General features: G+C 68.7%; 26 protein-coding genes. 17 read left to right on the top strand and 9 right to left on the bottom strand.

What is annotated here, in order from left to right:
- Window positions 1-35 precede the first annotated feature (35 nt).
- Window positions 36-1,403, bottom strand: coding sequence for an exodeoxyribonuclease VII large subunit (xseA, locus tag C3B71_RS12075; RefSeq protein WP_108968351.1), 1,368 nt, complete (start codon window positions 1,401-1,403; stop codon window positions 36-38).
- A gap of 63 nt (window positions 1,404-1,466) precedes the next feature.
- Here xseA and C3B71_RS12070 point away from each other — a divergent pair, with 63 nt between their 5' ends.
- Window positions 1,467-2,510 (top strand): 4-hydroxy-3-methylbut-2-enyl diphosphate reductase, encoded by a 1,044-nt coding sequence (locus C3B71_RS12070; protein ID WP_181574796.1) that lies wholly within the window; start codon window positions 1,467-1,469, stop codon window positions 2,508-2,510.
- Window positions 2,511-2,589: 79 nt separating this feature from the next.
- Here C3B71_RS12070 and C3B71_RS12065 read toward each other — a convergent pair whose 3' ends face one another.
- Both C3B71_RS12065 and C3B71_RS12060 read right to left on the bottom strand, forming a co-directional pair.
- The gene (locus C3B71_RS12065; RefSeq protein WP_108968349.1) at window positions 2,590-3,249 is read right to left on the bottom strand and encodes a hypothetical protein; all 660 of its coding nucleotides are present in this window, start codon (window positions 3,247-3,249) and stop codon (window positions 2,590-2,592) included.
- A 160-nt stretch (window positions 3,250-3,409) separates the two neighbouring features.
- Complete coding sequence (locus tag C3B71_RS12060; RefSeq protein ID WP_108968347.1) at window positions 3,410-4,726, bottom strand: DNA recombination protein RmuC; 1,317 nt, start codon at window positions 4,724-4,726, stop codon at window positions 3,410-3,412.
- Between the two features lie 69 nt (window positions 4,727-4,795).
- Here C3B71_RS12060 and ychF point away from each other — a divergent pair, with 69 nt between their 5' ends.
- Entirely contained in the window at window positions 4,796-5,881 is a 1,086-nt protein-coding gene (ychF, locus tag C3B71_RS12055) for a redox-regulated ATPase YchF (protein WP_108969897.1), read from the top strand.
- 9 nt (window positions 5,882-5,890) lie between these two features.
- Here the strand turns inward: ychF and C3B71_RS12050 are convergent, their stop codons facing one another.
- A complete protein-coding gene (locus C3B71_RS12050; protein WP_108968344.1) occupies window positions 5,891-6,175 on the bottom strand; it encodes a type II toxin-antitoxin system RelE family toxin in 285 nt (94 codons plus the stop codon).
- On the bottom strand, window positions 6,172-6,378 hold the full coding sequence (gene relB, locus C3B71_RS12045) for a type II toxin-antitoxin system RelB family antitoxin (protein ID WP_234416267.1): 207 nt from the start codon (window positions 6,376-6,378) through the stop codon (window positions 6,172-6,174). Before relB ends, C3B71_RS12050 begins: the two co-directional genes overlap by 4 nt.
- Window positions 6,379-6,536: 158 nt before the next feature.
- On the opposite strand from relB, the gene C3B71_RS12040 reads away from it, so the two are divergent.
- Together C3B71_RS12040 and C3B71_RS12035 are read left to right on the top strand one after the other, a co-directional pair.
- Window positions 6,537-6,818 (top strand): type II toxin-antitoxin system RelE/ParE family toxin, encoded by a 282-nt coding sequence (locus C3B71_RS12040; protein WP_108968340.1) that lies wholly within the window; start codon window positions 6,537-6,539, stop codon window positions 6,816-6,818.
- A gap of 8 nt (window positions 6,819-6,826) precedes the next feature.
- Entirely contained in the window at window positions 6,827-7,126 is a 300-nt protein-coding gene (locus C3B71_RS12035; RefSeq protein ID WP_108968338.1) for a HigA family addiction module antitoxin, read from the top strand.
- A gap of 25 nt (window positions 7,127-7,151) precedes the next feature.
- On the opposite strand, the gene C3B71_RS12030 is transcribed toward C3B71_RS12035, so the two are convergent.
- Window positions 7,152-7,589 carry a winged helix-turn-helix transcriptional regulator gene (locus C3B71_RS12030; protein ID WP_108969895.1) on the bottom strand — a complete coding sequence of 146 codons (438 nt, stop codon included), beginning with the start codon at window positions 7,587-7,589 and terminating at the stop codon, window positions 7,152-7,154.
- Between the two features lie 841 nt (window positions 7,590-8,430).
- Here C3B71_RS12030 and C3B71_RS12025 point away from each other — a divergent pair.
- Window positions 8,431-9,459: an NADP-dependent oxidoreductase gene (locus C3B71_RS12025; RefSeq protein WP_199912507.1), complete on the top strand. Its 1,029-nt coding sequence runs from the start codon at window positions 8,431-8,433 to the stop codon at window positions 9,457-9,459.
- Between the two features lie 109 nt (window positions 9,460-9,568).
- Window positions 9,569-10,306 (top strand): alpha/beta fold hydrolase, encoded by a 738-nt coding sequence (locus tag C3B71_RS12020; RefSeq protein ID WP_159097688.1) that lies wholly within the window; start codon window positions 9,569-9,571, stop codon window positions 10,304-10,306.
- Window positions 10,307-10,542: 236 nt separating this feature from the next.
- Here C3B71_RS12020 and C3B71_RS12010 read toward each other — a convergent pair whose 3' ends face one another.
- Window positions 10,543-10,776: a type II toxin-antitoxin system Phd/YefM family antitoxin gene (locus tag C3B71_RS12010; RefSeq protein WP_108968332.1), complete on the bottom strand. Its 234-nt coding sequence runs from the start codon at window positions 10,774-10,776 to the stop codon at window positions 10,543-10,545.
- A gap of 113 nt (window positions 10,777-10,889) precedes the next feature.
- On the opposite strand from C3B71_RS12010, the gene C3B71_RS12005 reads away from it, so the two are divergent.
- Both C3B71_RS12005 and C3B71_RS12000 read left to right on the top strand, forming a co-directional pair.
- Window positions 10,890-11,723: a MerR family transcriptional regulator gene (locus C3B71_RS12005; RefSeq protein ID WP_073328407.1), complete on the top strand. Its 834-nt coding sequence runs from the start codon at window positions 10,890-10,892 to the stop codon at window positions 11,721-11,723.
- A 262-nt stretch (window positions 11,724-11,985) separates the two neighbouring features.
- Complete coding sequence (locus C3B71_RS12000; protein WP_108968330.1) at window positions 11,986-12,420, top strand: GNAT family N-acetyltransferase; 435 nt, start codon at window positions 11,986-11,988, stop codon at window positions 12,418-12,420.
- 44 nt (window positions 12,421-12,464) lie between these two features.
- On the opposite strand, the gene arfB is transcribed toward C3B71_RS12000, so the two are convergent.
- The gene (gene arfB / locus C3B71_RS11995) at window positions 12,465-12,905 is read right to left on the bottom strand and encodes an alternative ribosome rescue aminoacyl-tRNA hydrolase ArfB (protein ID WP_073328413.1); all 441 of its coding nucleotides are present in this window, start codon (window positions 12,903-12,905) and stop codon (window positions 12,465-12,467) included.
- Window positions 12,906-12,938: 33 nt separating this feature from the next.
- Between arfB and C3B71_RS16520 the strand changes: the two genes are divergently transcribed.
- Complete coding sequence (locus C3B71_RS16520; RefSeq protein ID WP_234415900.1) at window positions 12,939-13,967, top strand: type II toxin-antitoxin system ParD family antitoxin; 1,029 nt, start codon at window positions 12,939-12,941, stop codon at window positions 13,965-13,967.
- 41 nt (window positions 13,968-14,008) lie between these two features.
- Here C3B71_RS16520 and C3B71_RS11985 read toward each other — a convergent pair whose 3' ends face one another.
- On the bottom strand, window positions 14,009-14,530 hold the full coding sequence (locus tag C3B71_RS11985; protein WP_108968328.1) for a DUF4256 domain-containing protein: 522 nt from the start codon (window positions 14,528-14,530) through the stop codon (window positions 14,009-14,011).
- A 162-nt stretch (window positions 14,531-14,692) separates the two neighbouring features.
- Between C3B71_RS11985 and C3B71_RS11980 the strand changes: the two genes are divergently transcribed.
- From C3B71_RS11980 to C3B71_RS11945, 8 genes are all read left to right on the top strand, one after another.
- Entirely contained in the window at window positions 14,693-15,664 is a 972-nt protein-coding gene (locus C3B71_RS11980; RefSeq protein ID WP_108968326.1) for a diaminopimelate dehydrogenase, read from the top strand.
- Window positions 15,665-15,923: 259 nt separating this feature from the next.
- Window positions 15,924-16,205, top strand: a complete 282-nt coding sequence (locus C3B71_RS11975; protein WP_108968324.1) for a type II toxin-antitoxin system Phd/YefM family antitoxin — start codon at window positions 15,924-15,926, stop codon at window positions 16,203-16,205.
- Window positions 16,206-16,214: 9 nt separating this feature from the next.
- Window positions 16,215-16,619, top strand: coding sequence for a type II toxin-antitoxin system VapC family toxin (locus C3B71_RS11970; RefSeq protein WP_199912506.1), 405 nt, complete (start codon window positions 16,215-16,217; stop codon window positions 16,617-16,619).
- A 132-nt stretch (window positions 16,620-16,751) separates the two neighbouring features.
- A complete protein-coding gene (locus C3B71_RS11965; RefSeq protein ID WP_146752327.1) occupies window positions 16,752-17,735 on the top strand; it encodes a hypothetical protein in 984 nt (327 codons plus the stop codon).
- Between the two features lie 279 nt (window positions 17,736-18,014).
- Window positions 18,015-18,890 (top strand): DUF5131 family protein, encoded by an 876-nt coding sequence (locus tag C3B71_RS11960; protein WP_108968316.1) that lies wholly within the window; start codon window positions 18,015-18,017, stop codon window positions 18,888-18,890.
- Between the two features lie 62 nt (window positions 18,891-18,952).
- Window positions 18,953-19,543, top strand: a complete 591-nt coding sequence (locus C3B71_RS11955; protein WP_108968314.1) for a DUF1349 domain-containing protein — start codon at window positions 18,953-18,955, stop codon at window positions 19,541-19,543.
- A 918-nt stretch (window positions 19,544-20,461) separates the two neighbouring features.
- Window positions 20,462-22,084, top strand: a complete 1,623-nt coding sequence (locus tag C3B71_RS11950) for a TROVE domain-containing protein (protein WP_108968312.1) — start codon at window positions 20,462-20,464, stop codon at window positions 22,082-22,084.
- A 70-nt stretch (window positions 22,085-22,154) separates the two neighbouring features.
- Window positions 22,155-22,370 carry a hypothetical protein gene (locus tag C3B71_RS11945; protein ID WP_108968310.1) on the top strand — a complete coding sequence of 72 codons (216 nt, stop codon included), beginning with the start codon at window positions 22,155-22,157 and terminating at the stop codon, window positions 22,368-22,370.
- Window positions 22,371-22,469: the final 99 nt, after the last annotated feature.

The following is a 22,469-nucleotide window of genomic DNA, read 5'->3' as shown; positions in this document are numbered from 1 at the left end:
GGGTGTAGTCCGACCCGGCGCGGGGCGGCGTTTCGTTATTCGGGTGCGTTGGAGGCGGGCTTGGTGGTACCCACGACCTGCGCCACCAGGCGGCCCGAGGCCAGCACGCCCTCGATCAGGTCGCCCTTCTTCAGCTGCTGGGCGGAGGTGATGATGCCGCCGCCCGGGCTGCGCAGGATCGCGTAGCCCCGGTCGAGCACACCCTGGGGGGACAGGGCCCGCAGGCGGGCGTGATCGGCGCGCAGATCGGCGTCGGCCAGGGACAGCGTGGCGGACAGCGCCCGGCGCATGCGCTCGCGGGCCTGCTCCAGCTCGGCAACCCGGTCGCGCACGATGAGCGTCGGATCGGCCATCACCGGCCGGGCCAGCACCTGGTCCAGGCCACGCTGCTCGGCGTCCAGGCGGGAGCGCAGCACCGTGCGCATGCGCTCACGGGCCTGGTCCAGCCCCATGGTCTCCTCGGCCAGATCCGGCACAATGCGACGGGCCGCATCCGTGGGGGTGGACGCCCGGTAGTCGGCGACAAGGTCCAGCAGCGGGCAGTCGGTCTCGTGCCCGATCGCGGAGACGATCGGGGTGCGGGCGGCGGCCGCGGCCCGCACCAGCCCCTCGTCGGAGAATGGCAGCAGGTCCTCCACGGCCCCACCCCCGCGCGCCACCACGATCACGTCCACGCTCGGGTCGGCGTCGAGCTCCCGGATGGCGGCGGTGACCTCGCGCACCGCCTGCGCCCCCTGCACGGCTACCTCGCGGATCTCGAAGGGCAGGCCGGGCCAGCGCAGGCGGGCGTTGACGACGACGTCGTCCTTGGCCTTGGCGTTGCGGCCGCAAACCAGCCCGACCTTGCGGGGCAGGAAGGGCAGTGGGTGCTTGCGCTCGGCGTCGAACAGGCCCTCGGCCGCCAGGATCCGGCGCAGCTGCTCGATGCGGGCCAGCAGGTCGCCGATACCGACCGGGCGGATGTCGTCGGCGCGCAACTCCAGGCTGCCGCGCTTGGTCCAGAAGCGCGGTTTGGCGTGGACGACGACGCGGGCCCCCTCGGTCACCTGCACGCCGGTGGCCCGCTCGATGGCGGCCAACTCCCGGGTGAACACGGACACGGACATGGACATGTCGGCGTCTGCGTCGCGCAGGGTCAGGTACTGCATGCCCGAGCCGGGGCGCCGGTTGAACTGGACGATCTGCCCCTCCACCCACACGAAGGTCATCTTGTTGACGTACTCGTCGATCTTGGTGGACAGCAGCCGCAGCGGCCAGGGGTTCTCCGGGGTGGTCTCACGCGCCAGACGGGCCAGGGGCCGGCTCGTGCCGGGACCAGCGGGCTGGGCGGCGGGCGGGTTCAGGGGCGCCTGCGCGGGCGGCGAAGGTGTGCGGCGGGGCGAGGAGTCGGTCACGTGCTCCACTGTGCCACGTTAAACGCCGCCGGGGCGTGTTCGCCCGACCGGGTGGTGTGGCACAGTGGGGGCGTGACGATTGCTCAAGTTGCGGGTGCGCCGGATGCCGCCGGCCGGCCCGGAAAGCGCATCCTGCTGGCCTCCCCACGCGGCTACTGCGCCGGCGTGGATCGCGCCGTCGACGCCGTGGAACAGGCCCTGGCCCTCTATGGGGCACCGATTTACGTGCGCAAGGAGATCGTGCACAACAAGTACGTGGTCGAGGCGCTCTCGAAGCGGGGCGCGGTGTTCGTCTCGGAGACCGATCAGGTGCCCGAGGGGGCGCGCGTGGTCTTCTCAGCCCACGGCGTGTCCCCGGCCGTGCACGCGCAGGCGGCCGCACGCCACCTGCAGACGATCGACGCGACCTGCCCGCTGGTGACGAAGGTACACAAGCAGGCGATTCGTTTCGCCAAGGACGACTACGACATCATCCTGGTCGGTCACTCGGGCCACGAGGAGGTCGAGGGGACCCAGGGGGAGGCACCCGACCATATTCAGGTGGTCAACGGCCCCGACGAGGTCGACTCCGTACAGGTGCGCGACCCGAGCAAGGTGGTGTGGATCAGCCAGACCACCCTGTCCGTGGACGAGACCATGGAGACGGTGCGGCGCCTGCGGGAGCGCTTTCCGGGCCTGAGTGACCCGCCCGGTGACGACATCTGCTACGCCACTCAGAACCGGCAGGGGGCCGTCAAGACCATCGCCTCGCAGGTGGACGTGATGATCGTGGTCGGCTCCGGCAACTCCTCCAACTCCGTGCGACTGAAGGAGGTTGCCCTGGAGGCCGGCGCGCCCGCCGCCCACCGGGTCGACTACGCCCGCGAGCTGGATCCCTCCTGGTTCGACGGCGCGAACACCGTGGGCCTGACCTCCGGGGCCTCGGTGCCGGAGATTCTGGTGCGCGAGGTGATCGAGCGACTGGGGGAGCTGGGGTTCACCGACGTCGAGCAGGTGCGTACCGCGACGGAGAAGATCGCCTTCTCCCTGCCGAAGAACCTGCGCGCCGACCTCAAGACCGCCGCCGGCGGCCGCGCCCCGGAGCGTGACCGCCCCGCGCACGACCACACCCGTTGAACTGTCGGCCGCGCACCGGTTGGGGCGCGGCCGACAGCTCGCTGTCTGTGCACGGTTCGGGACCCGCGGAGCGCGAGGCTCAGCCGATGATGCCTGCCAGGGTATCGGCGTCGGCCACAACCCGATCGAAGGGAACCAGCCACACCGGTCCGTTCGGGGAGTCGACCTGCACCACCAGGTGCTCGGCCTGAAGGCAGTCCAGGCGTGAGGCGGTGTCGTCGCCCTGGGTCTGCCATGAGGGTTCCTCGCTGGGAATGACGTAGCCGCCCAGCGCCGGATTCGCCCAGCGCAGCAGGAGTACGCGCGCGCCGGCGCGGGCCGGGACCTCGGGGTTGGTGGCCAGCGAGGAGGCCACGCCCTTCGCCGAGCCGATGCCCACGGCTTCTGCGAGCGCGCCGTAGGTGGTGCAGATCGGGGGGCGGTGGGCGACCAGTATGGACATGGCCCGCGAGATGCGCTCGCGGGCGGAGGAGTCCGCCGCGGCATCGGCGATGGCGCGTACTCGCGCCCCGGTCAGGTGGGCTGTCTCGGCCAGCTCGGTGGAACTCAGGCCATTGGCGAGCCCGCGCAGGATGAGGCTGTCGCGCTCGTCGCGCAGCGTGCTGAGCTGCTCCTGCAGCTCCTGCTGCTTGGAGGCGAGGGTGTCCAGGTGGTCGAGTACTTCATCGCGCGCGGATGAGGCTTCGCCACGAGTGGCGTTGGCGCTGGATGGGGGGCTGCTGGTGGTTGGGGCTGCCATGTAGGAAGAACCTCCACAAGGTAGATTCAAAGTTCGCCAGGTACGCTAGGGGGCGCACCTGGAAGGTTGCTGTGAGATATCGCGTGTAACTAGTTTATGTGAATGAAAGCGCATATGTAACCCCATCGTTGCGAATCGCCGTCTCTGCGGAGCCCTGCCGCTACTCGGAGTCCGCCGCCAACTCGGCGCTGGCGAAGCGCCGAACCTGCGCGTTATCCGGGGAAACCTGCCGTGGCGTGGTCAGACCGTCGCCGAAGGTCTCGAAGGAGCGGGCCGTGACCAGTAGTCGCGACTCCATGGACCCGACCGCCTGGTTGTACGCGGTCACGGAGCGCGTCAGGGCGGAGCCCAGGGTGTCGAGATGTCTGGCGACCGTGCCGAGGCGCTCGTAAAGCGTGCGCCCGAGCTCTACCAACTCGCGTGCGTCGTCGTTGACGGCGGTGCGCGCCCATGCGGTCGCGCAGGTTCGCAGCAGCGCCAGCAGTGAAGCGGGCGTGGCCAGGGCGACCCCGTGGTCGAGTGCGTGCTCCATGAGCGTGGGATCGGCCTCCAGAGCCGCGGCCAGGATCGGTTCGGCCGGCACGAACAGCACCACCAGTTCCGGGGAGTCCTGGAGCGTGCGCGCATAGTGACGCTCGGCCAGGGCGTCGACGTGAGCGCGCAGCGCCTTGGCGTGCTCTGCCAGCAGCCGGGCCCGGCGCTCCTGCGTGGCGGTCCCGAAGTGGGCGCCGTGCCCGGAGAGGGTGCCGTCGGTAGTGGGCCCGCCGGGTGAGGCGGGACTGGGCGCGGCGGCACCGTCGGTAGTGGCGCCGTCGGGATCTGCTCCGACGGCGCAGGCCTTCAGGTAGGAGTCCAATGGCACCTTGGCGTCCAGCGCCAGGAATCCGTTGCCGGGCAGGTGCACGACGACGTCGGGCCGCGACTTGCCGCTGGCGCCCCCGCTGCCGCCGGCGCCGTTGCGGCGACCGACCACGGAGGCCACCGAGCGCTGCTCGGAGAAGTCGATATGCCGCATCATCCCGGAGGCTTCGAGCACGCGGGCGAGCTCGACCTCACCCCACAGCCCACGCGAGGAGCGCGAGCGCAGGGCGCCCTCGAGCGCCGTCGTTGTGCGCCGCAGCTCGCGATCGGACTCGGCTCCCGCGCGCAGCTGTTCGGTGAGCGTGGCGTGCTCGGCGGCGCGCTGCTGCTCCATCCGTTCGACCCGGGCGCCGACCTGCTCCAACTGGGAGCGGACCGGCGCGAGGGCGCGCAGCACGGAGCCGTCGCGCTCGGCGCGTTCCTCGGCCGCGGCGGTGCGGGCGGTCAGCTCCTCGGCGCGAGCCCGCCACTGGGCCGCCTCGGAGCGCAGGGCGGCGGCGTCGTCGCGACCGCCGGCACGGGCGGTAGCCGAGCGGGCCACCGCCAGGGCGTAACCGGCCACCGCCCCGACGAGCAGGCCGATGAGCAGTAGCAGGATGGGAAGCGCTGTGGACATGGGGCCACCATGACACGGGGCGCCGACATGAATTCCGGGCGCTTAGCGGCGGGCCGCTACACTCGCCCCGTGGCACTCACTATCGGAATTGTTGGACTGCCCAACGTCGGCAAGTCGACCCTGTTCAACGCCCTGACCCGGGCGACCGTTCTCGCGGCGAACTACCCCTTCGCCACGATCGAGCCGAACGTCGGTGTGGTGCCCCTGCCGGATGCGCGGCTGGACGCGCTGGCCAAGATGTTCCACTCCCAGAAGATCGTGCCCGCCACCGTCTCCTTCGTGGATATCGCCGGGATCGTGCGCGGCGCCAGCGAGGGGGAGGGACTGGGAAACCAGTTCCTCGCCAACATCCGCGAGGCCGACGCCATCTGCATCGTCACCCGCGCCTTCGACGACCCCGACGTGGTCCACGTGGCCGGCAAGGTCGACCCCGCCTCGGACATTGAGACCATTGCCACCGAGCTGATCCTGGCCGACATGCAGACCCTGGAGAAGACGATCCCGCGTCTGGAGAAGGAGGTGCGCGGCAAGAAGACCGACGCCGCCGTGCTGGAGGTGGCGCGGGCCGCGCTGAAGGTGCTGGAGGCGGGCGAGCTGCTGTCGGCCGCCGCGGCGGGCAAGGCACTGGATGAGGAGATCCTGCGCGAGTTCCAGCTGATGACCACCAAGCCCTTCATCTACGTGTTCAACCTGGACGACGCCGGCATGCACGACGCCGCCCGACAGCAGGAGCTCGGCGCCCTGGTGGCCCCGGCGGAGGCCGTGTTCCTGGACGCCCAGTTCGAGGCCGAGCTGGTGGAGCTGGAGCCCGATGAGGCCGCCGAGATGCTGCACGAGAACGGCCAGGACGAGTCCGGTCTGGACAAGCTGGCGCGGGTCGGCTTCGACACGCTCGGCCTGCAGACCTTCCTGACGGCGGGGGAGAAGGAGTCGCGCGCCTGGACGATCCACAAGGGCTGGACCGCCCCGCAGGCGGCGGGTGTGATCCACACCGACTTCGAGAAGGGCTTCATCAAGGCGGAGATCGTCTCCTACGACGACCTCATGGAGTACGGCTCGATGGCCGAGGTCCGCGCGCACGGGCGGGTCCGCATGGAGGGCAAGGACTACGTCATGGCCGACGGCGACGTGGTCGAGTTCAGATTCAATGTGTAGCGAGTCGGCTTAGTCGTTGTACACCTTGTCGCGACGTCCGATGGAGAAGACCTCGATCGTGACGATGTCGTCGTGGATGAGCGCGAGGATCCGGTAAGAGCCCACGCGGTAACGCCATTCGCCCGAGCGGTTCGTGGTCAGCCCCTTGCCGAAGGCGCGGGGGTCGGCGCACCCATCGAGGTTGTTCTTGATCCAGGTGGCGAGGATCCTGGCGTCAAACCGGTCCATCTTCTTCAGTTGTTTGCGGGCCCGCATGGTCAGCTCGACGCGGTACGGGCTGGTCTGCGCGGTCATGAGGTGAGTTCGGACAGGACCTCGTCGATGCTGAAACGCTCGCCGGAATCGTGCGCGATCGCCTCGCGCAGCTCCTGTAGATCGTAGGAATCCTCGATCTTCTCCAGGATCGCGGTACGGGCGAAATCGGAGACGGTTACGCCCTCGAACCGGGCGAACTTGCGGACGAGTTCGGCATCCTGCTCGTTCATGCGCACTGTCATGGTGCTCACGGTCGGCTCCTTCTCGTGGTTCGTGAATACATTGTATTCAGGCCGCCGCCGCGGGCAAGGCGCTGGACGCTGAGATCCTGGATGAGAATGGTCGGGACGAGTCCGGTGACGTTATTGACGTGGTGCGTCATGTGTATCACTCTGGGTGAGTGATCAGGTCCCTCGGTGATCGGGATACGGAGTGCGTGTGGCTGCGTGAGCCGGCCCGGCGGATCGACCCACGGATTCATCGGACGGCAAACCGGAAACTGCGTCAGCTTGATGCCGTTGTGTCGCTCAACTCGCTTCGAGTCCCGCCCGGGAATCACCTCGAAGCTTTGAAGGGTGATCGCAGAGGTCAGTACAGCATCCGGATCAATGACCAGTGGCGGATCTGTTTTGTGTGGACCGCCGCCGGACCCGAGAACGTGATCATCGAGGACTACCACTGAGGTGCACCATGACTGACAAGCTCTACGCGCCGATCCATCCGGGCGAGGTCCTGATGGAGGATTTCATCAATGCCTTCGGCGTTACGCAGCACAAGCTCGCGGTGTCGATCGGTGTGCCTCCGCGTCGGATCAACGAGATCGTGCATGGCAAGCGGGCGATTACCGCGGACACGGCGCTGCGCCTGGGGCGTTACTTCGGCGTTGAGCCGCAGTTCTGGCTCAACCTGCAGTCGCGGTACGAGCTGGAACTGGCGGAGGGCCGCATCGCCGCTGAGCTCGACGCCATCAAGCCCATCCAAGCCGCCTGAGTGCCGACGGTGCGATGGCGGTGGCTTACGACCATTTCGGAAGGCCGACGTCCTCGGCGTCGACGTGGTGGCCCTGGCGACAGGACAGGCGCGCCTCGATGGGGCTGCCACAACCCAGGTGAACCGGCTCCGGCGCAATCGGTGCCACGTCCGGCAGATGCTTGAGTCCCCACTGCTGTAGCGCCGCCAGCACGAGGACAAGATCGCGTCCCTTGGTGCTGAGGGTGTAGGCGTGTCGCTGCCTGCGGCCGGGCTCCCGGTAGGGCTCGGCCCGCAGGATGTCGTGTTCGACGAGTTTCCTCAGTCGCGCCGACAGTACCGAGCGCGGGCATCCGAGACTCTCCTCCAGGTCGCTGAACCGGCATATACCCCGGTGAATATCGCGAAGGATCAGTAGAGTCCACTTCTCGCCCAGCAGTTCCAGGCTGGCGGCGATGGGGCAGGTGGTTTGTGGTCCCGTCATGGTCTCTGACACTCCCTGATCCGTTGCGGCTGCCGATGGCGCCGCGGTCTCCTGGATGCGTGTATATGCGGCGTCGATGCGGGCGGAACAGGCTCGTCGGCTCGCCTGCAGGTGTGGCCGCATCCGTGCATGCGCGTCGCACCCGCGTACGCTCGTCGCCTGCGAGCCCGGCGCATCTCTGAGTCCGCTTTTGATACCCAGGGAGCGTAGCACTGAGCTCCACGGCTCGCGACCGGGGTGTGCAGGGGTTCTCCGTGTTTGTGGGTGTGGCGGTTTGGGCTGGGTTTGTGATGCGGTGGTCGGTTTCGGCTCGGCGAGGTCGTACTCGGGCCAAAGAGGTCGTTCTCGGGTTGGCGGAGTCGCTCTCGGTAAGTGCCGGTCTGCCGAATACGACCTCGGCGGCCCCAAACCCTCCCGAATGTGGAGGGTTTCGGGTTGGCGAGGACGTATTGGCCGAACCCGGGTCGTACTCGGGCCAAAGAGGTCGTTCTCGGGTTGGCGGGGTCGTTCTCGGATCGACGGTGTTGGTGGCCGGCGGAGGATTCGTTGGAGCCATTGAAGTCATGTGGGCGCCGGCTCGAGGCCGCGGCCTCTTGGCTGTGAATGCCAGCCGCATTGGTGACGAACTCAAGACGCCCCCGGGCGTACGTGTCCAGCATTCCAAACACGCACGCCGACCGCCGGCCCGCCGCACCCCGCAAACGCGAAGAACCTATGAAGGCCGTGCATGAAGCAGGCGGTGTCGGCTGGACTGTCCGGTTGACAGCGCAGCCGGCGCAGGCTAAGTTCGCGATCTGGACTTAGATGGTTGTCGCCTGCCGGGTCGTATCCCGATGGGAGCATGACAGAGACAGGAGCAGACGTGATGAAGGCCTACGCCCTTACCTCCTACCGCAACGGTGGGACGCTCGAGTGGCTGGACGTACCCGAGCCGGCGGCCGGTCCAGGGCAGGTGGTGGTTGAGATCCGTGCGGCCGGCCTCAACCCGCTGGATCGCATGATCGCCGCCGGGCAGTTCCGGCAGCTTATTCCCTACCGGCTGCCGCAGGTGCTGGGGCAGGAGCTCGCCGGCGTCGTCACCGAGGTTGGCCCCGGCGTGGAGGACCTTGCGGTGGGTGACCACGTGTTCGGGCGCCCGGGCATCAACCGGATCGGCACCTTCACGCGGGCCATCGCCGTCGACGCCGCCGACCTCGCCCCCATGCCCGCCGGGCTCGGCTTCACCGAGGCGGCCTCCCTGCCGCTGGTGCTGCTTACGGCCGCGCAGGCCTTCATGGAGAAGGCGCGAGTCAAGCCGGGGGACAAGGTCTTCATCCAGGGTGGTACCGGTGGCCTCGGCTCAATCGCCATCCAGGTGGCCAAGCACCTTGGCGCCACGGTTGCGACCACCGTGAGCACCAAGAACGTCGACTTGGCCCGCGAGCTGGGCGCCGACGTCGTCGTGGACTACCGCACCCAGAGGTATGAGGACCATGTCAAGGACTACGACGTCGTCCTGGACACCCTGGGAAAGGACGAGACCCTGCGCTCCATGCAGGTGCTGCGACCGGGAGGCACCATGGTCTCGGTCGTCGGTGCGCCCGACCCTGAGTTCGCGGCACAGCTGGGCAAGCCGATCCTGAAGCCGGTCATGTGGCTGATGAGTCGCGACGCGCGCCGCGCCGCCAAGCAGCGGGGAGCCGCGTACAAGTTCCTCTTCATGCGTGCCGACGGCGGCCGACTGGCGCAACTCGCCCCCGCCATTGAGGGCGGCAGCATCAAGCCGCTGGTGGGACACACCTTCCGGTTGGACGAGCTGGAACAGGCCATGGAGCTGTCCGCCTCCGGGAGGGCTCGCCCGGGCAAGATCGTCGTGGAGGTAAGGGAGTGAGCGCCGTGAAGTACTTCGACGGCCCATACGCGGACGCGCCGGTCGAGCGCATGACCGTGTACCCCAAGGGGCGCATTTCGCGTACCGGGCGGCCGGTTCCGGCGGCGGGGTGCCCCTGCTGCTCCTGAACCACCTGGCGGCCACCCTCGACGGCTGGGACCCGCTGCTGGTCGACCGGTTGGCGCAGGACCGCCCGGTCATAGCGGTGGATTACCGCGGCATGGGCGGCTCGTCCGGCTCGGCGCCCACCACGGTTGCGGGTATGGCCGACGGCGTGATCGAGTTCCTGGACGCCGCACGGCCGGAGCGGGTAGACGTGCTCGGGCTCTCGCTGGGCGGCTTCGTCACCCAGCAGCTGCTGCTGACCCATCCGCAGCGGTTCCGCATGGCCGTGCTGGCCGGAACCGGCCCGGCGGGAGGCGCGGGCATCACCAGGGTGCCGGGCCTGACCTTCTGGGCCATGGCGAAGGCGGCGCTGACCCGGAAGGACCCCCGTCACTACCTGTTCTTCCCCGTGACCGCCTGGGACAGGGCGGATGAGTTCCTGGGCCGCGTGGCGGCCTTCAAGCATCCGGACACGGCCGCGCGGGTGCCCGGACTCCTGCGCCAGCTCAGGGCCGTGCGCGGCTGGGGGCGGCAGGAGCCGCAGGACCTGTCCCGGATCGAACACCCGGTCCTGGTGGTGAACGGCGACAACGACCTCATGGTTCCCAGTCCCAACACCCTGGACCTGGGGCGGCGCCTACCCGCCGCCAGGCTCGAGGAGCTCTACCCCGGCGCCGGCCACGGCGCCATCTTCCAGGAGCCGGACCTCTTCGCCTCACAGGTCCGCGCCTTCCTGGACTGACGGAACTGTGTTGCCTGCACAGCTTTGCTCATCGGGGCGTGCCCTCCCACGGATTGACGACCGCTACCTCCAGCGGTGCGAAGTCCTTGACGTTGCGCGTCACGACGGTCAGGCCGTGGACCGCGGCGGTGGCCGCGATCAGTGCGTCGCGCTCCGGCCGCGGGTCGGGGACATGCAGGTGTGCGGCGCGGCGGGCTTGCGGAGCTCGCTGACTACATTGGTATCCAACAGGTAGCTCATAACTCCGGAACCTTCAGACCGATAGAGGCCGGCTCGAACTCGACGTCGTCATCCATGCTCAGCCTGTCCACGAGCGAGGCGCCCGTCTCCCCGAGTCGGTGGTAGTCGTTGATGGTCAGTAAAACGTAAGCCGGCTTGCCTCGGTCCGTGATGATGACCGGTCCCTCATTGGCCGCCCGCTTGGCGGCACTGACATCGTGGTTGAAGTCGCGAGCGGTGATCGAGGGCATGTCAACACCTCCTGTGTAGCTACATACCCTACGTTATGTCGGGTGTATAGCCCGTGCGAGGGGATGACGCGCCCCCTTGCATCTGACACGGTGTGAGGATGTTCCATGGAGGCATGGATCACGACGAGGGACTGCTGCGTATCGGTCTGTTTTCCAGGCTCACGGCGATCAGCGTGAGGATGCTGCGCTACTACCAGGAGCAGCGTGTACTCGAGCCCGCCGCCATTGACCCATTCACCGGGCACCGGTCCTATGCGCCCTCTCAGCTCACTGACGCGCATTGGATCGTGCGACTGCGTGACGCCGGAATGCCGGTCGGCGAGATCGCCGAGATTATGGCCAACCGTGGTGATCCGACGCGTGTGCGCGCCATCATGTCCGCCCACGGCGACCGCTTGGATGCCGAGCGGGAACGTCTGGAACGCATGAGCGCCGCGTTTGAACATATCAACGCCTATCTCAAGGAGTCGACCATGGATATCGATGTCCGCCAGATTCACATGCCTGCCATGACCGTGGCAGTCCTGCGCCGCGTCCTGCCGTCCTACAACGACGAGGGCCGGCTGTGGCAGGAGATCGTGCCGCTCATGGAGCGCAGCGGCCTGGAACTGCCCAGTCATGACGAAGGGCTGGGTGGGGCGACCTACCTAGACCCGGAGTACAGGGAGACTGATGTAGAGCTCGAGGTTTGGATCAGAGTCCCGGAACCCTTCACACCGGTAGCGCCGTTGGAATGCCGTGAGGTGCCTGCGCGCGACGTCGTGGCCGCCACGCTACATGGCGGATATGACGGCATGCCGGAGGTCACCGCGGCGATCGGCAGTTACATCGCGGCCCACAACCTTCGCACGGGACCCATGCTCAACATCTACCGGGTCGGCCCGGCGCACAACCCCGACCCGTCCACCTGGGTTACGGATGCGTGCTTCCCGATCATCGAGGAGTGACCGCGCGCCCGTGTGCGACGTCTGCGGTGTTACCGGTTCTTCCGGTTTGGGTGTGTGGTGATTGCATCGGGGCCGAGGTGTCTGCTGCGCCGGTTGGACGTTAACAACGCTACTTAACGTTCTGCTGTATACCCCAGGAGCTTTCAGCAGACGGTTAACCGGCGTTGTTAACCCCGAAGTGGCGTTGCAGACGGTGAAGTGGCGCAGCCCAGGGCTGAGTGACATACGTTGCTGGGAGCAATTCCGCCGTAGGATCCCCGCCATGGACGAGCTGACCTACCTCACCGGCCGCGGCGCCGTCGCTCCCGGACAGATCGAGGGCATGTTCGTCGGCTGGCCGTCTCCTCCCTCCCCGCAGCAGCTGGTGGCGGTCATGGACGGCAGTTACCGGCGCGTCTGGGCGCTCGACGGCGACCGCGTCATCGGCTACATCAACGCCATCAGCGACGGCGTGCTCAACGCCTTCATCCCCTGGCTCGAGGTCCACCCCGACTACCAGGGCCGGGGGATCGGCGCGGAACTGGTGCGTCGACTGCTAGCCCAGCTCGACGACATGTACGCCGTCGATCTGTGCTGTGATCCGGGAATGCTGCCGTACTACGAGAAGCTCGGCTTCGCGCGCCTGGCCGGCGCGGGCCTGCGCAACCCCCGCGCGATTATGAGCGGAGGAGCTTCAAAGACGCTCGCGGGTCTCTGAGACCGCTCGCCCACATCCCTGCCGTCCGGCAAGCGCCCGCGGCTCTACTCGGCGGACGGTCTGCGCCGCAGGCCCTTAAGCTCCGCGCGCCGTCGCTTGGCCGCCAGACGACGACGCTGGGAACCACGGGTGGGCTTGGTTGCCCGGCGCGCCACCGGCGGCGCGAGCGCACCCCGCAGCAACGCCGCCAGGCGCTCCCGCGCCGCCATCCGATTGCGGTACTGGGAGCGGTGCTCGGCCGCGGTAACCGTGAGCACCGTCCCGGTCAGGCGCTCGTTCAGGTTCTGCAGGGCCCGCTGGCGCTGCCGCTCGTCAAGCGCCGTCGTCGTCGCCAGGTCCAGGCTCAGCTGGACGCGGGAGTCGGCGGTGTTTACGCCTTGGCCGCCGGGGCCGGAGGCATGCGTGAACTGCTCGCTCAGCTCCGCCGCCGGCACCGTCAGCCCCCGCGGGCAGCCGGGGCCGGGCGGGATCGACAGGTCCTTCATGCGAACAGTGTGCGCCGGGCCTACCCTGGGCGCATGCCTACGTCCCAGCCGGCATCGCCCGTGTTCACCGCCGCGGGCAGGCACGCGCTGGCCCTGGTGGCCCGCGAGGCCCTCGCCGACGGCGTCCGCGAGGTCCTGGCGCCCCGCGTGCGCTGCACCGCCATGACCACCCCCTTCGAACTCGAGGGCCTGCACGTCACCGACGTCGACTGTGCCCCATCCGGCCTGCTCGACCCCGGCGCCCTCGCCGCCGCGCTTGCGGCCTGCGACCGGCCGCCACTGATCCTGCACGCCGAGACCTTCGGCAACCGGGCCGACGGCGTACTCCGCGCCGTGCTCGCCGCCGCCCGCTCGACCGGGGCGCGCACCGTCGTCGACGCCACCCACACGGCGCTGGAACGTTCCGAAGAACTGCTGGCAGGCGCCGAACCCGGGGCCGGTGCCGCTCACCTCAACGACGTCGACTTCCTGGTGGCGAGCCTGCGCAAGCTGCTGCCCATCCCGCTCGGCGGCGTGGTCCACGGGCTCGCCCGGTCGACGGCGCCGACCCGGGACGAGCTGAACGCGGACCTGGCCGCCGTCGCCGCGATCGCCGAGCGCCACCGGGATGTGCCCGTACTCATGGACGCCGTCGAGGACCTGCTCGACCTCGCCTGGGCGCCCGCGCCCATGCCGGGCACTTACCGTGCCCGGCTCGCCGCCCCGGGGCTAGGCGCCGAGCTCACCCGGCGTCGCGCCCGCCTGGCGCGCCTACACGCCGCCGTCGCCGATCTGGACGTCATCAACCCCGGGGCCGCCTACGAGCCGGTGATCGCCCACCCCCAAGCCGCCGCCATCCGCACGGCGCTCGCACGTGCCGGCTTCTCCCCGCCCCTGCACTGGCCCGGCGTCACCGATGGGCTCGTCGTGCTGCCCGACGATCCTCGGGCAGCAGCCATTGCACGCCGCGCGGCGGGGCCGACGGCACTGCGCGAGGCGCTTGCAGCAGGCGAAGCGAGCGGCCCCGCGGAGCCCTTCGACTTCGATGCCTTCATCTCCTCCAAAACACCGAAGACGGCATGACTGCCTACCGGCTGACGCCGGCTGCGCGCTGACCCCGGCCGCTAAACCCGCAGCACGCCGCGCCAGCCGCGCGCCCCGTAGTAGGAGTCGGCGCCGTTGTGGTAGACGAAGACCCGGCCGAAGCGCCGGTCGCCGAACAGTGCGCCTCCCAGCGCCCGGACATCCGCCGGCGTCGCCAGCCAGGTCGAGGTCTTCCGATCGAACTCGCCCAGGCTCTGCAGGTGGTGGTAGTCCGCCTCGCCCATGAGCTCGACGCCGATCGCCGCCGCCTCGCCCGCGGCGCTGCCCCGCGGCGGGTTCCGCTTGCGGGAGCGCAGGGCCTCGTCGTCAAGGCACAGGCTGCGTCGAGCGGCGGGGGTCTCGGCCGAACAGTCGTAGAAGACGAATTCGTCCGCCTGCGCGTCATAGGCGACGACGTCGGGCTCCCCGCCCGTGTCCTCCATGCGCCCGAGCGCGATCAGCGCCTCGGGATGCGCGGCCAGGCGGGCGGCGACCGCGTCCCAGGAGATGCCCTGATGTCGGTGCGGATGCGCCTCGAATCGGGCCCTGAGTACGTCGAGCATGTCGTCTCCTCCGTATGTGTTACCCCAACGTCCGGGCGCATTGTCCCCTATGCCTCGCCGGAGTGGCGAACGATGCTGCAGGTACCGCTCCCCGACACGTCACACGGCGGCAACACGCCCGGTCTCTAGGATCGCCCCATAGCAAACACACCAGGAGGAAGCATGATCAGGGTAGCGATCAACGGATACGGCAACCTCGGGCGCGGCACCGAGCAGGCAATCACCAAGAACGAGGACATGGAACTCGTCGTCGTCTTCACCCGGCGCGACCCGACCACGGTCACCACTCAGGGCGCGCCCGTCGCCCACGTCGACGACATGCCCGCCTGGGCGGACAAGGTCGACGTCTGCCTCAACTGCGGCGGCTCGGCCACCGACCTGATCGAACAGACCCCGGCCGCCGCCGCGCTGTTCAACACGGTCGACTCCTTCGACACCCACGCCCGCATCCCCGAGCACTTCGCCGCCGTCGACGCGGCCGCCAAGGCTTCTGGGCACGTCGCCCTGATCTCCACCGGCTGGGACCCGGGCCTGTTCTCCATGCTGCGGGTCCTGGGCGAGGCCGTCCTGCCCGACGGCGCCACCACCACCTTCTGGGGCCCCGGCGTCTCCCAGGGGCACTCCGACGCCCTGCGCCGCATCGACGGCGTCGTGGACGCCAAGCAGTACACCCGCCCGGTCGAGGCGACCGTCGCCGCGGTCAAGGCCGGCGACGACGTCGAACTGACCACCCGCTCCATGCACACGCGCGACTGCTACGTGGTGGCCGAGGAGGGTGCCGACCTGGCCCGCATCGAGCGGGAGATCAAGGAGATGCCCAACTACTTCGCCGACTACGACACCACCGTCAACTTCATCACCGCCGAGGAACTGGCCGCCGAGCACGCCGGCATCCCGCACGGCGGCACCGTGGTTCGCCGTGGACACACCTCCGACGGCGTCGCCGAGACCGTTAACTTCGAGCTGCAACTCGACTCCAACCCGGAGTTCACCGGCTCCGTCGTGGCCGCCATGGGGCGGGCGGCGGTGAGGCTGGCCGCCCGCGGCGAGTCCGGCGCACGCACCGTCTTCGACGTGACGCTGGCGGACCTGTCCGCCAAGACCTCGCAGGACCTGCGCGCCCACTACCTGTGACGGTGGCCGGCTCGCTGGCGTCGTCGTCGCTCGGACGACGGCGCCGGCGCGGCCGCATCAGTACGCTGTTCTTGTGACGGACGAGCGGGTACACGGGGAGTTAGGCCTCGGAGCCGTGAGCCTCTGGGGTGAGAGTGCGCCGCGGGAGTTGGCCGCCGTGGCCGCTTGGGAGGCGGACGTACTTCGGGGTGAGCGGTGACGAGCAGGATGTCGGTGCTCGCGCCAGACACACGCGTCGCATCCGTGCTACAGTGCAACCATGGTGACCGTCGAGCCGCCGATCGAGAGGCTGTCTCAGCGTGAGTTGCGCAACGAGTCCGCTCGGGTGCTGCGTGAGGTGGGAGAGGGGCGGTCCTTCGTGATAACCAACAGTGGTGTCCCGGTGGCGCGGATAGTGCCATTGAACGAGCTTGCTCCTGCGCTGCCGGTGACTCGTCCGGCGCGGCGGCGGGGCGGCTGGGCGAAACTCGGGATCGAGCGGAGGGAATCCGCGCAGGACTTCCTGCAATCGCTCGATGACCTGCGCTCGGATCGCGGGTAGTGCGCCGTGGTGAACGAAGTCGTATACGTCGATACCTCTGCCTTAGGTGCGCTGCTGGTTGATCAACCCGAGAGTCCTGCGCTGCTCGACTGGCTCGATCGGACGCCAAGCACGCTGGTCTCCAGTGATCTGCTTGAGGTTGAGTTGCGTCGTATTGCGGTCCGAGAGAGTCTTAATCAGGACGACGTGACGCGGCTCCTTGAAGGAGTGTCGTTCGCGTCCCTCGACCGGGCGGTCTTCCGCAATGCGGGTTTATTGCCGATGCCATATCTGCGCACCCTGGATGCATTGCACCTTGAGGCTGCGATCAGGCTAAATGTAGACGCGGTACTCACGTACGACCACAGATTTGGCGAAGCTGCCAGAGCTCTGGGGCTGGCGGTCATCGCGCCCGGGGCGGCCGGTGCCGCATGAGCGTCTGAGTGGCCTGTCGCCGTAGCGGCACAACCTGAGCTCCCGCGCGAGACTCGCCTCCGCGGTGACCTGTAACTTCACCGTGTCGTACCTCCCATGCGGCTTGCGACTGAGCCGACGTAGGGTGAGCCCATGAGTAACCCCGTGTCTCCGGAGCCTCAGAACGGCATCCCGAGCGACTCCAACGCCCAGAGTGGCGCACCGGCCGGCTCCGATCCGGCATCCTCGGCTCAGGCGGGTGTGCCGCAGTCGCCCGCCTACCAGTCCGCTCAGCTACCGCAGCAGGCCTATGCGGCACCGCAGCAATCCGCCGCGCCGCCCTCCGCCCAACCGGGCTTCCAACAACAGGCCCAGGCGCAGTTCCAGAACCTGCTGGCCAAACCGAGCCCGCATTTCCCGACGAATGTGCGCAATATTCTCGGCGGCTTGTCCGCGGCCACCGTGGTTGTCACGCTCCTGGCCATGTTCACCCCGTTCGTATCCATTTCCGTGTGGGGTTACTCCAACTCGATGTCACTGGCTGGGAGCCGGGACGGAGCCTTCTTCTGGATCCTGCTCATTGGCACGATCGCCGCCACGGTTCTTGTCTTCCTGCAGGACAAGGTCGCCAAGGGGGTCATGTGGGTCATCCCGAGTGTTGCCATCGTCGGCGCTCTGATGGGGTTCGGTGAGGCGCTCGGTAACAACGAGGTCTTCGACTACGGAGCCTCACGCGGTTTCGGCTACTTCATGGTCCTGATTGACGCGCTCCTGTTCATCGCAATCGCCATCTACTCGATCATGTCCCTCGTCAAGAAGGAACCCGCCGCCGCTTCGGCGTTCCCCGCCTATGGGGGCCCGCAGCAGTTCCCACAGGCCCATCAGGCTCAGCAGGGTTACCCGGCGCCTCAGCAGTGGCAGGCCAACCAGGCTCAGCCGCCCGCCGGTCCGCAGCCTTACGCTGCCCCGCAGCAGCAGTTCCCACAGGCCCATCAGGCTCAGCAGGGTTACTCGGTGCCTCAGCAGCCGCAGGTACCGACTCCTCAGCCGCAGGCGCCGCAGGGTTACTCGGCGTCACAGCAGCCGCAGCAGTCGGCTGGCCCGCAGAACCCGGATTCCGGGCAGTCGCAGGCCTAAGGTTCGCTGTCGGGCCTCGTCCGCGCGCGTTGGCGTGCGCCCCTCGCCGTATTCAGGCGAGGGGCGCGTCGTCGTTGTGAGGTCTGTTGGAGCCGTCCGCACGCTTCGACGCTACCAAGCGGCGCGGCAAGACCCGCCACTTGCGCGGACGCGCGGCTGAACACTCGTGGCGTTTCGCAATTCCGCGGTCCGCGGATAGGCGAGCGCGCGAGAAATCGGTTAACATCGATTCGATGTGAGTCGGCCTGCTTCGGCTCGTGTCGACATGAGAGGAGGGGCGTGCACGATACCTGGAACCCCTGGCACGGCTGCCGCCGCGTCTCCGAGGGCTGCGACAACTGCTTCATGATGTTCCAAGACGCCTCGCGAGGCGTCGACGGCGAGCTCATCCGCCGCGTAGGCGACGATGGTTTCCGCTACCCGCTCGCCGTCGACCGCACCGGCGCCTACAAGGTCCGCGCCGGCGAGATGCTGCGCGTGTGCATGACCAGCGACTTCTTCCTGCGCCAGGCCGACCCCTGGCGCGAGGAGGCCTGGGACATCATCCGCGCCCGCCCGGACGTGAAGTTCTTCCTGCTCACCAAGCGCCCCCACCGCGTCGCCCGTTGCCTGCCCAGTGACTGGGGCGACGGCTGGGACAACGTCATGCTCTCGGTGTCGATTGAGAACCAGCGCCGCACCGACCAGCGCCTGCCCGTGCTGCTCGACCTGCCCTTCACGCACAAGGGCGCCATGGCCGCGCCCCTAATCGGCCCCATCGAACTGGGGCGCTATCTGTCCGACGGGCAGATCGAGCAACTGATCGTGGGCGGAGAGAACTACGGCGGCGCCCGGCCGCTCGACGTCGACTGGGTCCGCTCCCTGCGCGCCCAGTGCGAGCAGGCGGACGTGTCCATGACCTTCATTGAGACCGGTTCCACGCTGATCAAGGACGGGCGCACCTACCGGATGGGCCCCAAGCGCAACCAGTCCGTGCAGGCCCACCGCTCCGGCCTGTCCTACACCGCGCAGGATCGCCGACCCTGGCGCCTGCGCGCCCCGCTCGGCTGGGAGATTCCCGCCGCCGAACTGCACGTGCCCCAATTCGACGGCGACTGCCTGAACTGCGGCTCCCGCCCCATCTGCAACGGCCTGTATCGGGGGCGCTGCGCCTGAGGCGCTTCGTTTCCCGGCGCCAAGCGCGCGACAGTCGGGGCAACCGCGGCTAGGCTCGGATCATGACGACGCTTCCCTGGTCCGCAGGACACTGGCTGAACCCGCCCGCCGCAGTCGAGGAGAGGGACGGAGACCTGCTGGTCACCGCCGTCGAGAAGTCGGATGCGTGGCGGCGCACCAGCTACGGCTTCATCGTCGACACCGCCCATGCCCTGCTGGCCCCCTTCGAGCAGAACACCGCGGTCGAGGTGGACATGACCGCCGCCTTCACCGAGAACTTCGACCAGGCCGGCGTCATGGTGCGCGTCGACACCGAGAACTGGGTCAAGGCCGGGGTGGAGTTCTCCGACGGCGCCTGCCAGCTCGGCGCCGTCGTCACTGCCGGCAACTCCGACTGGTCGGTGGCACCCGTGCCCGACTGGCAGGGCAAGCGCGTGCGTGTGCGACTCAGTCGCGCGGGCGATGCGATCACCATGCGTGCGGGGCTCATTTCGCCCGACGGCACTGCCGCCCTGCGCATGGTGCGTCTGCTGCCCTTCCCGGAGGACGCCGTAGCCGAGGCCGGCCCATTCCTGTGTGCTCCCAGTCGAGCCGGGCTGACCGTGCCCTTCCACGCCTGGCGGGTCACGGACGCGGACATCTCCCTTCACTGACTTCCCCTGGCGAGGGGATGTTCGCCTGCGGAAGGACGGATCCTCGCGCCGCAGAGGCCGTGAGGGATGTCGAGCGAACTCGGACCTATTGACTCCGGCTCGGGCGGTTGACGGAGTACCGGGCGAGCGCTTACGGTACAAGCGTTCGGGCGGGCCGGAGATGGTCGGTTATCGGACCGGCGGTTCGGGGTTCGAGTCCTCGTCGGCGCTTCGCCGGTAGCTCAAGGGTAGAGCGGTCGGCTCCGGTCATCGTGCCACGCCCGCTCGGACGGTCCACCAGGTTCACACTTGCTCGCGTACATGTGCCCGGGACCGATGACGTGGGGGCGTGGGAATCGGCGCGGTGGCAGGAACACGAGTTTGCGTCAGATACACGAGTTCCGGAGGTTTGCATGTGCCCAGCGCACGCGAAGCTCCAAAACTCGTGTCTTTGCAGAGAACTCGTGTACGAGCCGCGGCCCGGAGCCGGAGGGCTCTGAGGTGGTTCCGCGTGCTGGTAGGGGCCCGGTTCTGGCGGGCGGCGTGGTCGGACGGGTGCGTCACCTCACAAACATCACCGGCGGGGATGGATTGAGTTCCAGGTGTGTAGGGGTCTACACTACTGCGAGTCGGCCACGGCCGATATGCGCGAACGGTGCGCCGGCGGGCCGGAAGGTCTTCGGTTATCGGTATTAGTTGGTTCGACCCCAACCCTCCTCGGAGGATCCGGAGGCCGAACACACGCCCGCCTCCGCCGTTCGTGCAGCCGGAATACGGGCGCACATCTGTGCTCGTGCGGGGTGGCGGCGGGCCGAAGCCGGTCGGTTATCGCTCTCCAACAGCGCGGTTGACACCGCTTGTCCGGCGGGCAAGAACACGCCCGCCGCCACCCCGGCACATCTCATATCCCTGGAAGCAGGAAAGGAGAGGGAAGAAGAAATGGATTTCTTGAAGGGCATCAGCACTCGGCGTACGCCGCAGCGTGAGCCGGCTCGAACCGGCCAGGTGCGTAACGCCGCCGGCGGCTACGGCTTCGCGCTCGATGACGCCGCCCGCCTGCGTCGCTTCCTGATCCTTGGTGTGGACGGCGGCACCTACTACACCGACTCCCGCACGCTGGCGCTTGAGAACGCCGAGGTCCTGCACCGCATGGCGGTCGCCGACCCGCAGGGGCTGGTGAACACGATCACCGAGGTCTCCACCGCCGGTGCTGCGCCGAAGCAGAACCCGGCCCTGTTCGCCCTGGCGTACGCCGCCTCCGTGCCGCAGGCCCGTGACGCCGCGCTCGCGGCGCTGCCGCGTGTGGCCCGCACCGGGACGCACCTGTTCACCTTCGCCACCTACGTCGAGCAGTTCCGTGGATGGGGGCGCGGCCTGCGCCGTGCCGTCGGTGCCTGGTACACGACCAAGACCGCCGAGCAGCTCGCCTACCAGGCGGTCAAGTACCGCCAGCGCGACGGCTGGACACACCGCGACCTGCTGCGCCTGGCTCACCCGGCCGCCGCGGAGGCCGACATGCGCGCCACCCTCGACTGGATCGCCCACGGCACCGTCGGGGAGGAGGTGCCCTCCCTGATCGAGGGTTTCGTCAAGGCTCAGGAAGTGGATGCCGCTCGGGCCGACGCCGATGCCACCTGGGCGCGGATCGTCCGCGACTACCGCCTGACCTGGGAGATGCTGCCGGATGCGGCGCTGGCCCGGCCGGAGGTCTGGGAGGCGCTGCTCGACGCCGGGGTGCCGCTGACCGCACTCATTCGCCAGCTGCCGCGCCTGACCCGACTGGGGCTGCTGCCCGCGATGGGTGGGCGCACCGATGAGGTCTGCGCGCAGTTGACCGACACCGAGCGTCTGCGCGCCGCCCGCGTGCACCCGGTGTCCGCGCTGATCGCCCAGCGCACCTACGCCTCCGGGTTCTCCCGGCGCGGCAAGAGCGCCTGGACGCCGACGACGAAGGTCGCCGACGCCCTGGACGCCGCCTTCTACGCGGCCTTCGGTGCCGCGGAGAGTGCGGGTAAGCGCACCATGCTGGCCGTCGACGTGTCCGGCTCCATGGGTATGCCGATCTCCGGCATGGCCCTGACCGCCCGCGAGGCGGCGGCCGCGCTGGCGCTGGTGCAACTGGCCACCGAGCCGGGTTCCGCCGCCTTCGCCTTCTCCAGCGCTCGCCCGGGATACTGGCGGCCGGCCGCCATGGCCCCGCTGGACATCAGCCCCCGTCGCCGTCTCGACGACGCGCTGAAGGCGGTGGACGCAATGCCCTTCGGCGGCACGGACTGCGCACTGCCCATGCTGTACGCCGCCGAGCACGACCTGGAAGTGGACACCTTCGTCATCTACACCGATAACGAGACCTGGGCCGGTGACATCCACCCGTTCCAGGCGCTGCGCCGCTACCGCGAGCACAGCGGCATCCCCGCCAGGCTCGTCGTGGTGGGAATGACCTCCACGGGCTTTTCCATCGCCGACCCGGACGACGCCGGCATGCTCGACGTCGTCGGCTTCGACACCGCGGTGCCGAACCTGATCACGGAGTTCTCACGGGGGCTCTCAGGTGGGCTCTGACCCGCTGCGCACAGTGCGCAACCGGAGGGCGGCCGTCCCAGACGGGGACGGCCGCCCTCCGGCACGCTCAATGGGAGTATCCGATCCGTTGGCGGCGCGGGCCGCCGAGCTGCACGCCCAGGCACTCCAGGCCGACGCCCTGGCCGCCCGCTACCGGGCCGAGCGGGACGAGATTATCGACCGGCTCCGCGAGGCCGAGCCGAAGCGCTGGTCCTACACCGCCCTCGCCCAGGCACTCGGCTGCAGCCGGGAACTGATCGCACAGATCGTGCGTCGACGGCGCTGATTACCGTCCGCGGAGCAAACCACTGGCAATTGATGTCACAAGGAGGCGGTAGCCTGCACGCGTCGGTCCGCCCCCGCCCGGTCGGACCGTCAGCCGGAG

It is taken from the genome of Actinomyces sp. Z16 (assembly GCF_003111765.1).
Lineage (GTDB): Bacteria > Actinomycetota > Actinomycetes > Actinomycetales > Actinomycetaceae > Actinomyces > Actinomyces glycerinitolerans.
Note: the sequence above shows the minus strand (reverse complement) of the source record. Positions and strands in the feature narration are given on the sequence as shown.

What these genes read in the sequence shown, in the direction of transcription:
- C3B71_RS11950 (WP_108968312.1), top strand. Translation starts at nt 20,462, where the DNA reads ATGGATTTCTTGAAGGGCATCAGCACTCGGCGTACGCCGCAGCGTGAG.
- C3B71_RS16520 (WP_234415900.1), top strand. Translation starts at nt 12,939, where the DNA reads ATGCCTACGTCCCAGCCGGCATCGCCCGTGTTCACCGCCGCGGGCAGG.
- C3B71_RS11985 (WP_108968328.1), bottom strand. Translation starts at nt 14,530, where the DNA reads ATGCTCGACGTACTCAGGGCCCGATTCGAGGCGCATCCGCACCGACAT.
- C3B71_RS12000 (WP_108968330.1), top strand. Translation starts at nt 11,986, where the DNA reads ATGGACGAGCTGACCTACCTCACCGGCCGCGGCGCCGTCGCTCCCGGA.
- C3B71_RS11945 (WP_108968310.1), top strand. Translation starts at nt 22,155, where the DNA reads ATGGGAGTATCCGATCCGTTGGCGGCGCGGGCCGCCGAGCTGCACGCC.
- C3B71_RS12050 (WP_108968344.1), bottom strand. Translation starts at nt 6,175, where the DNA reads ATGACCGCGCAGACCAGCCCGTACCGCGTCGAGCTGACCATGCGGGCC.
- C3B71_RS12065 (WP_108968349.1), bottom strand. Translation starts at nt 3,249, where the DNA reads ATGGCAGCCCCAACCACCAGCAGCCCCCCATCCAGCGCCAACGCCACT.
- C3B71_RS11975 (WP_108968324.1), top strand. Translation starts at nt 15,924, where the DNA reads ATGGTGACCGTCGAGCCGCCGATCGAGAGGCTGTCTCAGCGTGAGTTG.
- C3B71_RS12060 (WP_108968347.1), bottom strand. Translation starts at nt 4,726, where the DNA reads ATGTCCACAGCGCTTCCCATCCTGCTACTGCTCATCGGCCTGCTCGTC.
- C3B71_RS12010 (WP_108968332.1), bottom strand. Translation starts at nt 10,776, where the DNA reads ATGCCCTCGATCACCGCTCGCGACTTCAACCACGATGTCAGTGCCGCC.
- C3B71_RS12030 (WP_108969895.1), bottom strand. Translation starts at nt 7,589, where the DNA reads ATGACGGGACCACAAACCACCTGCCCCATCGCCGCCAGCCTGGAACTG.
- C3B71_RS12005 (WP_073328407.1), top strand. Translation starts at nt 10,890, where the DNA reads ATGGATCACGACGAGGGACTGCTGCGTATCGGTCTGTTTTCCAGGCTC.
- C3B71_RS12025 (WP_199912507.1), top strand. Translation starts at nt 8,431, where the DNA reads ATGACAGAGACAGGAGCAGACGTGATGAAGGCCTACGCCCTTACCTCC.
- C3B71_RS11980 (WP_108968326.1), top strand. Translation starts at nt 14,693, where the DNA reads ATGATCAGGGTAGCGATCAACGGATACGGCAACCTCGGGCGCGGCACC.
- relB (WP_234416267.1), bottom strand. Translation starts at nt 6,378, where the DNA reads ATGACAGTGCGCATGAACGAGCAGGATGCCGAACTCGTCCGCAAGTTC.
- C3B71_RS11965 (WP_146752327.1), top strand. Translation starts at nt 16,752, where the DNA reads ATGAGTAACCCCGTGTCTCCGGAGCCTCAGAACGGCATCCCGAGCGAC.
- arfB (WP_073328413.1), bottom strand. Translation starts at nt 12,905, where the DNA reads ATGAAGGACCTGTCGATCCCGCCCGGCCCCGGCTGCCCGCGGGGGCTG.
- C3B71_RS12035 (WP_108968338.1), top strand. Translation starts at nt 6,827, where the DNA reads ATGACTGACAAGCTCTACGCGCCGATCCATCCGGGCGAGGTCCTGATG.
- C3B71_RS11955 (WP_108968314.1), top strand. Translation starts at nt 18,953, where the DNA reads ATGACGACGCTTCCCTGGTCCGCAGGACACTGGCTGAACCCGCCCGCC.